This is a genomic window from Chitinophaga sp. CF118, from assembly GCF_900112615.1.
In the GTDB taxonomy this organism is placed as follows: domain Bacteria; phylum Bacteroidota; class Bacteroidia; order Chitinophagales; family Chitinophagaceae; genus Chitinophaga.
The window spans coordinates 1,469,704-1,483,765 of sequence record NZ_FOMK01000001.1 but is presented as its reverse complement, the minus strand read 5'-3'; the positions used below and the strand labels follow the sequence as shown (position 1 = coordinate 1,483,765).

The 14,062-nt window shown below is 40.7% G+C and carries 14 protein-coding genes; 9 read left to right on the top strand and 5 right to left on the bottom strand.

Annotated elements, in window-relative coordinates; all coding sequences use genetic code 11:
* Nucleotides 1-3 precede the first annotated feature (3 nt).
* The 8 genes from BM176_RS05710 to BM176_RS05675 all read left to right on the top strand — a co-directional run bounded on the left by BM176_RS05710 (nt 4) and on the right by BM176_RS05675 (nt 9,147).
* The gene (locus BM176_RS05710; protein WP_143097725.1) at nt 4-573 is read left to right on the top strand and encodes a hypothetical protein; all 570 of its coding nucleotides are present in this window, start codon (nt 4-6) and stop codon (nt 571-573) included.
* Between the two features lie 133 nt (nt 574-706).
* A complete protein-coding gene (locus BM176_RS05705) occupies nt 707-1,954 on the top strand; it encodes an efflux RND transporter periplasmic adaptor subunit (RefSeq protein WP_090100471.1) in 1,248 nt (415 codons plus the stop codon).
* Nucleotides 1,955-1,958: 4 nt separating this feature from the next.
* The gene (locus tag BM176_RS05700; RefSeq protein WP_090100469.1) at nt 1,959-3,416 is read left to right on the top strand and encodes a TolC family protein; all 1,458 of its coding nucleotides are present in this window, start codon (nt 1,959-1,961) and stop codon (nt 3,414-3,416) included.
* Nucleotides 3,394-4,059: an ABC transporter ATP-binding protein gene (locus BM176_RS05695; RefSeq protein WP_090100467.1), complete on the top strand. Its 666-nt coding sequence runs from the start codon at nt 3,394-3,396 to the stop codon at nt 4,057-4,059. The genes BM176_RS05700 and BM176_RS05695 overlap by 23 nt, the downstream gene beginning before the upstream one ends.
* 22 nt (nt 4,060-4,081) lie before the next feature.
* Nucleotides 4,082-5,308, top strand: a complete 1,227-nt coding sequence (locus BM176_RS05690; protein ID WP_090100466.1) for an ABC transporter permease — start codon at nt 4,082-4,084, stop codon at nt 5,306-5,308.
* Nucleotides 5,309-5,315: 7 nt separating this feature from the next.
* Nucleotides 5,316-6,500, top strand: a complete 1,185-nt coding sequence (locus BM176_RS05685) for an ABC transporter permease (protein ID WP_090100464.1) — start codon at nt 5,316-5,318, stop codon at nt 6,498-6,500.
* A gap of 15 nt (nt 6,501-6,515) precedes the next feature.
* Nucleotides 6,516-7,889 carry a sigma-54-dependent transcriptional regulator gene (locus tag BM176_RS05680; protein ID WP_090100462.1) on the top strand — a complete coding sequence of 458 codons (1,374 nt, stop codon included), beginning with the start codon at nt 6,516-6,518 and terminating at the stop codon, nt 7,887-7,889.
* Nucleotides 7,873-9,147, top strand: a complete 1,275-nt coding sequence (locus BM176_RS05675) for a sensor histidine kinase (RefSeq protein WP_090100460.1) — start codon at nt 7,873-7,875, stop codon at nt 9,145-9,147. Before BM176_RS05680 ends, BM176_RS05675 begins: the two co-directional genes overlap by 17 nt.
* A 20-nt stretch (nt 9,148-9,167) precedes the next feature.
* Here the strand turns inward: BM176_RS05675 and BM176_RS05670 are convergent, their stop codons facing one another.
* Genes BM176_RS05670 through BM176_RS05660 form a run of 3 tightly spaced genes read right to left on the bottom strand, consistent with a single transcriptional unit; the run spans nt 9,168 to nt 11,537 of the window.
* Nucleotides 9,168-9,527: a GIY-YIG nuclease family protein gene (locus BM176_RS05670; protein WP_143097724.1), complete on the bottom strand. Its 360-nt coding sequence runs from the start codon at nt 9,525-9,527 to the stop codon at nt 9,168-9,170.
* A 10-nt stretch (nt 9,528-9,537) separates the two neighbouring features.
* Nucleotides 9,538-10,206: a TetR/AcrR family transcriptional regulator gene (locus BM176_RS05665; RefSeq protein WP_090100455.1), complete on the bottom strand. Its 669-nt coding sequence runs from the start codon at nt 10,204-10,206 to the stop codon at nt 9,538-9,540.
* A gap of 59 nt (nt 10,207-10,265) precedes the next feature.
* Nucleotides 10,266-11,537 carry a S41 family peptidase gene (locus BM176_RS05660; protein ID WP_090100453.1) on the bottom strand — a complete coding sequence of 424 codons (1,272 nt, stop codon included), beginning with the start codon at nt 11,535-11,537 and terminating at the stop codon, nt 10,266-10,268.
* Between the two features lie 71 nt (nt 11,538-11,608).
* Between BM176_RS05660 and BM176_RS05655 the strand changes: the two genes are divergently transcribed.
* Nucleotides 11,609-12,421, top strand: a complete 813-nt coding sequence (locus BM176_RS05655; RefSeq protein WP_090100451.1) for a helix-turn-helix domain-containing protein — start codon at nt 11,609-11,611, stop codon at nt 12,419-12,421.
* Between the two features lie 53 nt (nt 12,422-12,474).
* On the opposite strand, the gene BM176_RS05650 is transcribed toward BM176_RS05655, so the two are convergent.
* Both BM176_RS05650 and BM176_RS05645 read right to left on the bottom strand, forming a co-directional pair.
* On the bottom strand, nt 12,475-13,263 hold the full coding sequence (locus BM176_RS05650; protein ID WP_090100449.1) for a PhzF family phenazine biosynthesis protein: 789 nt from the start codon (nt 13,261-13,263) through the stop codon (nt 12,475-12,477).
* A 141-nt stretch (nt 13,264-13,404) separates the two neighbouring features.
* Nucleotides 13,405-14,040 carry a hypothetical protein gene (locus tag BM176_RS05645; RefSeq protein ID WP_090100447.1) on the bottom strand — a complete coding sequence of 212 codons (636 nt, stop codon included), beginning with the start codon at nt 14,038-14,040 and terminating at the stop codon, nt 13,405-13,407.
* Nucleotides 14,041-14,062: the final 22 nt, after the last annotated feature.

Sequence of the window (14,062 nt, the reverse complement as noted above, 5' to 3'; positions counted from 1 at the left end):
TGATTGAATAACGAAATTAGTAAATTTGCAGTAGCAGAGCTAACAGATATGTCTACTCCCGAAAATATTCTTTTTAATGCTCTTAAACATCACAGAGGATTCATTTGCCAGCAGTTGCAGCAGGCAAATGCTGCTACTTTGCCAGACATGCTGAAGATGCTCGGCAACTCCCAGATGGACATTTATTATGGATCACTGAACCTACCAGAGCTATTCGAAGAAGTGATTACTTCAGTAGCAATCGACGAAACGTCTTATCTCAATATGTTAAAAGCTAACGGGGGATATGTGGAGATCACACTTTCTGATAGTTCCCGTTGGATTCTGTTGCCCGGTACAGAACCCGGTAAGTATATCCATCTGCATCCTGCCCGTTACTCCCCACATAGTTTACGCGTAAAGGCTACGGTGCTTAAAACAGCACTAGCGGTAATGGTTTGTTTACCTGCTGAAGCAAGGCCGGATCTGAAAACGCTTAATCATATCCGGGTATCGATGTTACAGCTTTCTCCTGTTAAGCACCTGGAACAATGTGAGCATTTATGGAAGGTGATGGAGATGTTGAAGGGATAATTATTAATTTTTCTGTTATCAAACATTTTGTCCGATATCGACCACTTTTTCAAATTAAAAATCTCGCAAATAGTTAATTTTCATTGTTTTAATATTGGTACATCCCTTGTAAATCATTGTCCAAATTCCTGTCATGGACAAAGAGATTACGTTGGAAGTAACATTACAAAAAAGAAGGAAGGCGATCCTGATCGCAACGATCAGCATTTTGCTGTTCATTGCTGCTATCTGGTTCATTAGAGCTTTTTTCAAATCAACCATTAAGAAATCTGAAATAACAACGGCCATTGTTGAAACAGGAGATCTTGAGAATACGATCAATGCTTCCGGAGAAGTGCTGCCGGAGTTCGAAGAAATTGTTACCAGTCCTATTAATGCTTCTATCAAAGATGCTGTGATTGATGCCGGGAATAAAGTAAATGCCGGACAATCCATTTTAACCCTCGACAAATCTGCTACACAAACAGCTTACGAAAAACAGAAGTTTCAACTGGAAAGTAAACGTAACGAGATCAGCAAGCTAAAGCTGGATCTTGATAAAAGTTTTTATGATATCCAGTCGAACAATGATATCAAACAATTGCGTATCAGTAGTCTTACAGATGCAGTGGAGAATGCTAAACGATTATATAAAGCGGGTGGAGGAACGAGAGAGAGCATCGAACAGGCAGAACTGAATCTTAAAGTTGCTCAACTGGAGAAAAAGCAATTAGAGAATGAAATAAAAAGTAAACAGCAAACCATGCGCATAGAGATCCGGGAAGCGGTTATTGCAGCCGCTATTCAGCAAAACGATCTGGATGAGCTACAGCGCAAACTGAACCTGGCAAATGTAGTAGCTACGCGTACAGGTGTCGTCACTTATGTAAATAAAAACATCGGTGCTAATATCCATGAAGGAGAAATGATTGCCCGCATTGCAGATCTGAATAGCTTTAAGGTGACAGGCAGTATCTCTGATAATTACCTGGATCAGTTGCATAATAATATGCCCGCTATCATCCGCATTAACGATACGCAATTAAGAGGGCATGTCACCAATGTATATCCTTCAGTACAGAATAGCATTATCACCTTTGATATACAACTGGACGAACGTAATAACAAACAACTACGCCCTAACATGAAAGTGGAGGTGTTTGTTGTGACGGCTATGCACAGTAATGTAATGAGAACGGCAAACGGACCTGCGTTCAAAGGGGGAAGTCCGCAGGATATCTTTATCCTGAACAATGGAAAGGCGGTAAGACGGAGTGTGCACATAGGACTGAGCAACTTTGATTATGTAGAACTGATAGACGGTGTGAAGCAGGGGGAGGTAGTGATTACATCAGATATGAGTGAATATAAAAATGCCAGGGAATTAACCATCAGGGATTAATATTATGAGAGCTTTATTCATTATACTTCTTTGTAGCCAACAAGCTTTTGCGGGAGACACCGTAAGATTATCCCTGCAACAGGTGGTGCAAATGGCGAAAGAGAACTCAATAGCAGCCAAACAGGCTATTGCTACAAAGGAGAACAAATACTGGCAGTGGCGTACTTTCAGATCTAACTACCAGCCACAGTTATCTCTTTCAGGTATATTGCCCGGCTATAGTAAAACCTCTACGCAGGTGTTGCAGCCGAACGGTACTATTCTATTCCAGCCTATCCATTATGATAACTCATCGCTGACACTTGATTTTAGTCAGACGATCACCGCGACTGGAGGTACGATTTATGGTACGACTGAATTACAGCGCTTTAATGATTTTGACCGCAATAGTGTATTATATAATGGAGTACCTTATGCCATTGGTTATAGTCAGCCTTTATTACAGTACAACAGTTTGAAATGGGACAAACGGATAGAGCCGCTGAAGTATAATGAAAGCAGGCAGGCATACATCGAATCGCAGGAGCAGATAGCCATTACCGTTGAAGGATACTTTTTTGACCTGCTTCTGGCGCAGGTGAATTTGCAGGTAGCAGGAAATAATCTGGAGAATACAGAACGGATCTTAAGTATTGCCAACATTAAATTCGATTTAGGTAAGGTATCCCGGAATGAGATCCTGCAATTACAACTGGAACTGTTAAATGCACGGAAGGCAGTAGGAACAGCAAAACGGGATATTGAAATTACTACCTTAACGTTGCGTAGTTATACAGGATTTGAGGATACCGGTAAAATCGCACTCATCATCCCTTCCGCTGTTACTAATATGGAAGTATCGGCAGACAGGGTGCTGGCGGAGGCTTTTGAAAACAGATCTGACGCAATTGCTTTTGTGAGAAGGATGGCCGAAGCACAACGGGATGTAGCCAAAGCTAAGGGGCAGAGCGGATTGGTTGCTACCTTAACTGCCAATCTGGGGTATTCAAAAAGTGCATCCAATATTCCGGATGTATATCGTTCACCTCAGAACCAACAGTTATTACAGTTGCAGTTTTCCATCCCTGTCCTGGACTGGGGCCGGTCAAAATCCCGAACTAAAACAGCGCAGGCAAATGAACAATTTACAGCTTATGCGGTTGAGCAGGATAAGCAGACCTTTAAACAGCAAATAGTAACGCAGGTTACCCTGTTCAATATGCTGAATGAACAGATTCTTTCCACCGCACAGGCAGACAGTATTGCCGCCGAAAAGTATAAAATTGCAAGAGAAAGATATGTGCTGGGCGATCTGAGTATCACAGACCTGAGTATCGCTTTTCAGGAGAATGATCAGGCAAAACGGGATTATATTAATGCGCTGCGGGATCTCTGGGGAGCCTATTACCAGCTGCGCTATTTATCATTATATGACTTTGAAAGAAACAAAAAAATAAGTTATGATACGTTTGCAAAACATTGAAAAAGTATATCGTACAGATACGATTGAAACCCTGGCACTAAACAGCATTAGTCTGGATGTAGAAAAAGGTGAATTTCTCTCCATTATGGGACCCTCAGGTTGTGGTAAAAGTACGCTGCTGAATATTATGGGACTACTGGATGCACCGTCAAAAGGGGATGTGAGGATAGATGACCAGACAACCCAGCATCTGTCAGACAAGCAACTGGCGAACTTCAGAAATCAGAAGCTCGGCTTTATCTTCCAGAGTTATCATCTTATCAATGATCTGCAGGTACTGGATAATGTAGAGTTGCCTTTATTGTATCGCAACACTACTGCAAAACAAAGGAAGTTACTGGCCTCAGAAGCGCTTGCAAAGGTGGGACTCACAAACAGGATCAAGCATTTTCCTACCCAGCTTTCAGGAGGACAAAGACAGCGTGTAGCCATTGCACGTGCCATAGTAGGACGACCAGAAATCATCCTGGCAGATGAACCTACCGGTAATCTGGACAGTGCTATGGGAAATGAGATTATGGAGATCCTTATGCAATTGAATAAGGAGGATGGCACTACTATCGTCATGGTTACACACGACGAGAATATGGCTAATAAAACACATAGACTGGTGCGACTGTTTGACGGAGCGCAGGTACAGTGATCACTCTTAAATCTACAATCGCATGTTAAAGAATTATTTTAAAATAGCCATCGCAGTACTGAAACGAAGAAAGTTTTTCACTTTCATCAGTTTGTTCGGTATCAGTTTTACACTCACCGTACTGATTGTACTCACTGCATTTATAGATAAGGTAGTTGGTGATGATTATCCGGATAAAAAAAGGGACCGTTCTTTATATATCACAAGTATCGAAGAAATTGGGAAAGACAGTCATAGCTCAAGTCCTCCTTCTTATTATTTTTTAAATCGCTATGCCGCCAGTTTAAAAACACCTGAAAAGATTACTTTATTCTCTGGGTTCAGTGGAACTAATACTTATATAAACAATAAGAAAATAGCGATTAACTATAAGTATACGGATGCTAATTACTGGGAGATACTGGAATATAAGTTTCTAGAGGGGAAGCCTTATACCCGTCAACAGATAGATAACGGTGAACGTGTAGCCGTTATATCTGCAGATATGAAAAAAGAATATTTTGGAGATGTAGCGTCTGTGGTAGGGAAATATATTGAAGCAGATAATATAAAGTATAAGGTCAGCGGGGTGGTAAAAAACCTGCCGATCACTTCGTATTTGTTGTATAGCGATATCTATCTCCCTTTTACAGTTGCCAAAAGAGATTATAAGCACAAAGCTTACCTGGGAGATTGCATGGCTATCCTGCTGGCCCCTTCAAAAAGAGACGTATCTAAAATGCATACAGAGTATGAACAGGTTGTGAGTAAAGTGCCCATGGAAAATGGTCAGTTCACGTCAATTTTCAGTCATGCCAGTTCTTACATCGAAGGTTATGTGGATACCGGGAACGAAAAGAGTTCTGGGGTTACTATTGCGCTTTCTGTAATAGGAGGATTTGTTTTTCTCTTTATGCTATTGCCTACACTGAATCTTGTAAATATTAATATTACGAGGATCATGGAACGTTCTTCTGAAATTGGTGTGCGTAAAGCCTTTGGCGCATCTTCAAGGACATTGGTGTATCAGTTTATTGTAGAGAATATTATTCTTACGCTGTTGGGTGGATTGATCGGGATCGTGTTATCTCTGATTGCCCTTTATCTGATTAATAACGCTAATCTTATTCCTAATCTTGATCTTACTATCAATTTTACGGTACTGTTCTGTGGGTTGTTAGTCTGCCTGATTTTTGGTTTATTATCCGGCGTTTATCCTGCGTGGCGTATGTCTAAGCTGAATGTAGTCACTGCTTTAAAAGCACAATAAAAATATTATGTACAGACATTTATTTAAACTGATCTGGAATAAAAGGAAGCAGAACTCCCTGCTGATGTCGGAGATATTGGTGTCCTTCCTCGTTATATTTGCCGTATTCACCTTACTGGTTTATAATTATCAGAATTACAGGAAGCCAATGGGAGTAGACTATGAGAATGTGTGGGTTATTAATTATGATGGTGATATCGGGATAAAAGATAATGATTCAATCAACATATTCTATGAAACATTGAGACGGAACATCAAGTCAATGCCTGAGGTGAAGGAGGTTGTTTTTTCCAGTAACAATATCCCCTTTGCGCCGGTGACCATGCAGAATGGATTTGATTATAATAACAAACATATCAGCCATGTTAATTCATATACAGTAGAAGATAGCTATAAAGATGTATTGAATTTGAAAATGGCAGAAGGTCGCTGGTTTAATAAAACGGATGCTGTAACAAGATATCAGCCTGTTATTATTAACCGAAGTTTAAAAGAAGTGATGTTTGGCCGGGAAGGCGCCGTAGGGAAAGTGTATGGTGAAGGTGCAGATCATAATAAGAAACAGGTAATAGGAGTCGTGGAAGATATTAAGTTTAAGGGAGATTATGCGGAAGCCGGGTATGCGCATTTTGTCAGAGCTGATACTGCTTCATTCCGCTGGCTGAGCCGGATGATGATAAAGGTTACATCAGGTGCTGATGCGACATTTGAAGGACGATTGTATAAGCTGCTGGCAGGACAAATGAAGAATTCAAATATTGAAATCGAACACCTGGCAAATAAACGGAAGAATATTAATTACTTTGCATTGGTGCCCATGATCGTGCTTTCAATTGTAAGCTGTTTTCTGATCATCAACGTGGCATTAGGACTCTTTGGAGTGCTCTGGTATAATATCAGTCGCCGGAGGGGTGAAATAGGTCTTAGAAGGGCAATAGGTGCTACCGGGAAATCTGTATCCAGTCAGTTGGTGATGGAAGCTATGATATTGACTACCTTTTCGCTGATCATAGGGACCTTCTTTGCGATACAGTTTCCGCTGTTAAATGTATTTAATCTGTCTGCAGGCATTTACCTGACCGCACTGGGATTATCTGTATTGTTCATTTACCTGCTGGTGATGGTATGTGCTTTTTATCCGGGAAAACAGGCCGCTGCTATTTATCCTGCGGTTGCATTACACGAAGAATAATGACGAAATTGTAATATGATACTGATCATTGATGATGATATTGCTGTAAGAGTGTCGCTGCAGTTGCTGTTAAGCAACAATGGATATGATGTAGCCGTTGCGGAGGCACCGGAGAATGCGTTAACGATTATCCGGCAGCAACAGCCAGACCTGATCATACTCGATCTTAATTTTACGATCGATACATCAGGCCGGCAGGGGCTGGAATTGTTGGATAAGATCAGAGCTATTCATCCGGCAGTACCGGTGATACTGATCACCGGTTGGGGCAGCATTGAACTGGCTGTAAGCGGGATGAAAGCAGGGGCAAATGATTTTATTAATAAGCCCTGGAGTAATGAACATTTGATGCAATCCGTCAAAACGTTACTGGACCTTCAGGAGCAAAAATCAGAAAGCCATACACGCAAGGAGCTGGATAAACTATATAACTTTCAGCATATAATTGGTGAAGATACCAGGATGCTGCAGATTCTTGAAACCATTGGCCGTGTGGCCGCGACCGATGCATCGGTACTGATAATGGGGGAAAGCGGTACCGGGAAAGAACTGATTGCAGAAGCAATTCATCAGAATAGTTTGCGCCGCAGCAAGCCTTTTATTAAAGTAAATCTTGGCGGGATCTCTACTTCTCTCTTTGAAAGTGAGATGTTCGGGCATGTACGTGGGGCTTTTACAGATGCCCGGTTTGACCGTGTGTGGCGTTTTGAAACTGCCAGTAAAGGAACCATTTTCCTGGATGAAATAGGCGACCTGGATGCGGGTAGCCAGGTAAAGCTATTGCGTGTATTGCAGGACAGAACATATGAAGTGCTGGGCAGTAGCCGCACCAAAACCGTTGATATAAGGATAGTATGTGCTACCAATAAAGATCTGAATGAGATGGTGGCCCGCGCCAGCTTCCGGGAAGACCTGCTTTATCGCATTAATCTGATCACAATCCGCCTGCCGGCATTGCGGGAACGACCAAAGGACATCCCTTTACTGGTGGATTTTTTTATCGGTAACCTGAAGGAGATCTATAACAGGCCATCGTTATCGGTATCTAAAAGCGCTATGAAATGGTTACAGCAACTACCATTGCCCGGGAACATCCGGCAGTTAAAGAACCTGGTAGAACGTTCCATTCTGGTGAGCAGAAATGATAACCTTGAGATAGAAGATTTCCGCTCACAACTGGAGCTGTCGCCTGTGAAAATGGGGAATGTACAGTTACCCGGTGTAGGTATGATTACACTCGAAGAAATGGAAATTGAGATGATTAAGCGCGCAATGGATTATCATAAGAATAAGATCTCAAAAGCAGCTGCATCACTTGGTCTTACCCGAAGTGCACTATACCGGCGACTGGATAAATATCAAATACCCTACGATGAGACTGAGGACTAAATACATACTCTTTGTAGTGATCTTGCATCTGGTGGCGCTTGTCCTCAGCTATTTTATTTTCAGTGAGCACAAGATCTTTTTTATTATCTCTGAGGTGTTTGTACTGATCTCAGTTGTAATCTCTATACAACTATACCGGCAATTGATTATGCCGTTAAAAATGCTGATGCAGGGAGTGGATGCTATCAGAGACCGGGATTTTAATGTGAAATTCTTATCCACAGGGAAGCATGAAATGGATGCGCTGATTACGGTGTATAATCATATGATTGATGAGTTGAGAAAGGAGCGTACACGCCAGGAGCAACAGCATTTTTTCCTCGAAAAACTGATCCATACATCACCCACTGGTATTATAATCCTGGATTATAATGATCATATTCAACAAGTTAATCCCAAAGCGCAACAGCTGTTGTCTGTTGATCAGCAATCAGTATATGATCTCCCGGTAAATAATTTGCCGCATGTATTATCACAGCATATAGCATTGCTGAAATCAGGAGAAACTATCACTATAAAACCGGATGGTGTAAACACATATAAACTGCAGAAATCGCACTTTATAGACAGGGGATTTGCCCGTCATTTTATTATGATAGAGGAACTGACAGCCGAAATACTGGCTGCTGAAAAGAATGTATATGGTAAGGTGATCAGAATGATGGCACATGAGGTAAATAATACGATCGGTCCTGTGAACTCTATTATACAATCCACCCTGCCAACATTTGAGGAAGGCCCTTTAAAAGCTGCGTTGCAGGTAGCGCTTGATCGCAATCAGAATCTCAACCTGTTTATGCGCAACTTTGCAGACCTTGTAAAATTGCCGCAGGTAAATAAAAAGCAGGTAGACCTGCGTAAGCTGATCAATGATGTATCTGTTCTGATGGGAATAAAAGCCGCTAAGCAGGAAATTGAATTGATTGCAGTGCTACCTGAAAAGCCATTTTATATTTCAGCAGATGAGCAGCAAATGGAACAGGCGTTGATCAATATTGTGAAAAATGCGATAGAAGCTGTTGGGGAGAAAGGTAGTGTTACATTTACTATTAGTGCCCGGCAGTTGATTATAACAGATACAGGTAAAGGTATTCCCGCAGAACAGCGTGAACTGTTGTTTACGCCATTCTTCAGTACCAAGTCTGATGGGCAGGGAATAGGGCTTATGCTTGTAAGGGAGATTCTGGTGAATCATGGCTTTGAGTTTTCACTGAAAACGGTTGGCGAAAAGCAAACGGAGTTTGTGATTGTGTTTTAATGTTATTTTGCGCGGCCCCACTATTTTTTGATCTTTTTGTTATATCCCTTTTCTTCAAACGGTTCTAATTCCTCTATATACATGCTTTCAAGCAACTTAATTTCTTTATTATAATCCGCCGTTTCATTTTCTTTATGTTCGATCTCAGCCAATATCTCGTACCTGAAATTTTCTTCACCAAATTCCTGCCATTCATTCTGAAGGTTCAAATTAGGATGAACTCCAAAATTTAATTGCATCCTATGTCTGTTCCATATTGCATTAAGGTTAATACTTCCTTCAATATAAACTTTTCCGTTGATGGTATTCCTGATCTGGAATATTCCCATTTTAAACTTCATCTGTTTATATTCCTCTTTTAAATCTTTCTTCGTTTTCATTCGTTCTGATTTACCGGTTATTCCCAACTTTGATTGAAATTAAAGCATTATTCACCGTAGCGTTTTCTGTTGACAAAGCAGTCCCTGTGCTAATATCAAAGATCCTGTCCAATTGGATGTTGAGCTGATTAACAAACGCTGTATAAGAAGATGGTATCCTCCGGTTGAGATACAATAATAATAACCCGAAAACAGTGGATCTAACCTGGCTTTTCATTATTTCAATATGGTCTGCACTTATCAGATTCAGCGCAATGCAATCATTCCATGCTTCTTCGCAGATCTGATCTAATGAGGAGTTTATCACATCCACAATAGATTTTTTATTTCCGAAATCCTCCATCTTTTCTATGAAGAAAAGATCAAAAATTCCAGGATATTGAATAAAGAAATCGGCATAAGCTCTGATAGTGGACTTTAAATGAGTCGTATTTTTCCCCCGTTTTTTTGTTCTATCCTTCACATATAATTTGCATTCTTCATAAAAATCATGAACGCATAAAAATATCAGGTCATTAATATCCTGGAAATAACTATACATGGTTGTATAAGAATAACCGGCTTTCTCAGCAATATTCCGGACACTAAGACTTTTTAGTCCCTCAGCTTTTAATATTTCTTTGGTAGCCTGTAAGAAATACCCCTTCATCCGCTGTTCGTGGATCTTTTTATCTTTCATTCTATCTTATTTAACAGTGTTAAAATTAATTAACACTGTTAAATAAACAAAATAAAGTTTTAGTTTTTAGGGTTATTGACTATTGCGCCATCATCATAAATCCTGCTTAAACCAGTGATCTGACCATTTTCCCGGATCATTTTAATTCTTAAATAGGGGAGGTCTTCTATCATGAAGAAATCGTCTGCTATAGGCACTAATGGGTATTTTGAATTCCCTGTTTTCTGAATATATAATTGTCCGTTTTCGAGAGAAATGGTCCTGTCTCCATAGGTACCAAGGTAAGGGGTTAAGTTTAGCGTTAAGGGGTGCAGTTTAGCTTTCAAAGCTATCAGGGCCCAGTTAGCCTGGTCGTTGCTCTTGGAAAGCTTTTCCAGGGCCTTTATCTGGGCGGTTAATAATGCATCTTTGGCTGTTACCTCAATATCCGGTTTTACGCCGGTGCCTTCCCAGTCGGTTTTTGTAATGGAACTGATAGATCTGCCCTGGGGGATGTGGATGATAAAGTTGTTGGCCGCTGCTACGGGGCTTACAGGATGAGCACCTCCACCGGTGGTCTCTCCAATTATGGTAATGCGTTTCAGGTTTTGAAGACTGTAGGAGAAGTCTTCAGCGGCAGAGAAGGTGCTTTTACTGGTGAGGACATACACATCTACATCCGGCATGCGTTTGCCTTCTACATAGGCCAGGGTCCATAACTGGAATGTGGAATTAGTAGGCCGCCAGTAGATGTCAGTTAATGGATGCGGCTGATTATCAAATAAATAACTTGCCAGTAGTTGTACCATAGTGGTGGCCCCTCCTCCGTTATTTCTCAGGTCTATTATAATGGCATTTGCATTACTGAGGAAGTTCATGGCCAGTACCGCTGTAGCGCCACCATCGACGGGGTCTTCAAAGCTACTCAGGTTCAGGTAGCCAATGTTCCCATCCAGGATTTTAAGCTCCTTAAAGCCAAAGTTTTGCGAGCGGGAGAATTCAAATCTTCTCTTTACATTGGCAAGGCTGTCCTCCTTTGTTTCGCTATGTATCATCCCTTGGGGATCATATCTTACCGCCAGGTGTTTATCATGGCAAACAGCTAACAGATCTTTAGAGAGTTGATCTGCAAATGCATTCGGGTCTTTAATATTGGTGTAATTGCCCTTTTGTACATTTTGTTGTAGTTGCTTCACCATCTTTTCAGCTACTTCCGGATAAACATAACGTTCCGTAAGCCTTTTAGAGATTGAATCAATGACCTGGATTTTCTCATTGGGCGTAAGTGGATTCTGTGCATTGGCCAGTCCGGAAAAGATTGTTAAAAAGATGGTAAATGTGATAAATTTCATGGGCTTATAATATTCCCCAATGCTAAAGAATTATCTTCATTATCGGTTTGTAAAAAACGGCCATTTAATTTATGGACATCGTTAAAACCAGTCCGTTATATTTAGGGAAATATGTGCAATGCTTTTATTCTGTTCTTTCTCAGGGACTGAATGACATTGTTCACCGTCGTCTTCCGGATGGGACGTTAGACCTGGTTTTTAACCTTGGGGCTGGTGTTACTTTATCCCGTGATGAGGTGCAGTTTGATAAGATGCCCGGAGTTTCTTTGACAGGTCTTTATCCCAACAGGAGTTTTCTGCAATACAATGATAAGGTGCATCTGGTGGGAATTGTTTTTCAGCCGGGAGCTGCGCATCTTTTTATTAATGATAGTCTGGAACATATCAAAGCTTCTACTATAGATGCAGGAGATGTGTTTGGACAAGATATTTACAGCCTGCTTGACCAGTTAAATACTTACCCTTCAGAGATAGCTAAACATCGTTTCCTGGAACAGTTCTTAATGAGATATGTTAGGTCTGATAAGGATGACTATCATTTGTCTCATATATTCAATGCGGTGCGGCAGATTCATGCTGCTGAAGGCAATCTTGATATTGGTGTATTGCATCGGCAGCATTTGATGAGTGAACGGAATTTCAGAAGGAAGTTTGTGGAGTGTGTAGGAATGAGTCCCAAACAATATGCAGGGATCATCAGAATAAAGTCTTTTAGTAAACGATATGAATCTTCCCGTTTTACTTACGGGCAGGTATCAGATCATCTGGGTTATAATGATCAGGCACACTTTAATAAAGATTTTCAGAAGATAGTGGGAACTTCTCCCGGTATATATTTCAATCAGCTGCATCCTATTGCAGAGAACTTCATACATCTTATTTAATCTCAACGGAGCTATACACCAGAGTGATGAAATCTACGTTGTTTAGAAATTGATCATTCTGTCCAGAGAAAGCCTGCTGAATAGGTTTTAGCCTTGCCTTTTATTAATACTCTGTCTCCTTTATCAATACAATACAACGTGCCAATACGATCGGATAATTGCAATGCAGACATCTCTTTTTTCTGGAGTTGCTCACTCCAGTAAGGAATTAAAGAACAATGTGCAGAGCCTGTTACAGGATCTTCTAATATGGATGCCTGGGGAGTGAAGAAGCGGGATACAAAGTCGCAGTTGTCACCTTTTGCGGTGATGATTACTCCGCCTGGATCGAGATTGATCTGGTCGAATGTTTGTCTGTCGATCTTGATATCCCTGACATCTGATTCGTGTTCATAGACTAACACAAAGTCCCTTGATTTCAGAATGGCAGTCGGCTGTTTGCTTAGGGAGTGTTTTATAATTTCTGGTAGTTCTGCCGTTACCGGTTTCCTTGAAGGGAAATCTAATGTGTACAGGTCTTTATCTACTGTAACAATCAGATCTCCGCTTAATGTATTGAAGGTAATGGTATCATTCTGATAGTTCAGGATCGTTTTAAGCACATGCGCTGTTGCCAGTGTGGCATGTCCACAAAGATCCATTTCTATTTCAGGCGTGAACCATCGCAGGTGAATCTTATCGCCATTGTCTACGAAAAAAGCCGTTTCTGCAACGGCGTTCTCTAGTGCTATTTTTAGTAAGAGGTCATCTGCCAGCCATTGTTTCAACGGAACGACACAAGCGGGGTTACCTCCGAAAGTCTTGTTGGTAAATGCATCTACCTGATAAAGTTCTAATTTCATCTGATCATAAATATACTAATTATTTGAACTGACTTATAATCATACTATCGAACTGAGGGTGGTTGTCAACAACAATATAAAACTATGGTGCAAGGCACCCTGTTTCCTATGACATTTGATACTAAATGGACTTGACATTTGTCAATTCTGCCTTGCCTTCATATTGAATGAATTTTCTACTTGTGGCCATTGAGTTTCCTCAACAGGATTAAAGAACCCTTTTATACAGTTGGGATTACGGATACATATCTGGATATGGTTTTTTGCGTTAAAACCAGCGCCTGGATATAGTGCTTCTCCTTCTACAAAAACACCCCGGACAGAATCAAAAGGTTTAAGATCGTTATTTAACCTTTTTTTGTGTACATTTTCAATTACAGCACAGTCCAGATCTCGGATAAGCAGGTCTTTTGATAATCCCGTTGTTTTGTTTAGAGGAAGTTTCATTCCTGATTCCTTAGCAGCTAGAGAAAAATTTGTATACGAGTCTTTAACAACATTTAAAAATGTGGTGTCTAATAGATCTAAACAGAACTGAAGATCAATAACTGCTCCTAAAACAGATGGATGCTTAATGACTTTTTTGCCAGGTGGATTTTTAGCAAAGTCCAGTGCTCTCTCGTAGTTATTCTCCCAGAAATAACACCCGTTTCCTAACCAGTCATAACTTTTGGTACTGGGATTCATACGAAGTCCTTTACCGACTAATGCATCTTTAATTTGCTGATCACAGCCATGAAACCCGATAATTAAACCGGGACGCGTAGAATGTACCATAGGTAGGTATATTTAATAGTTT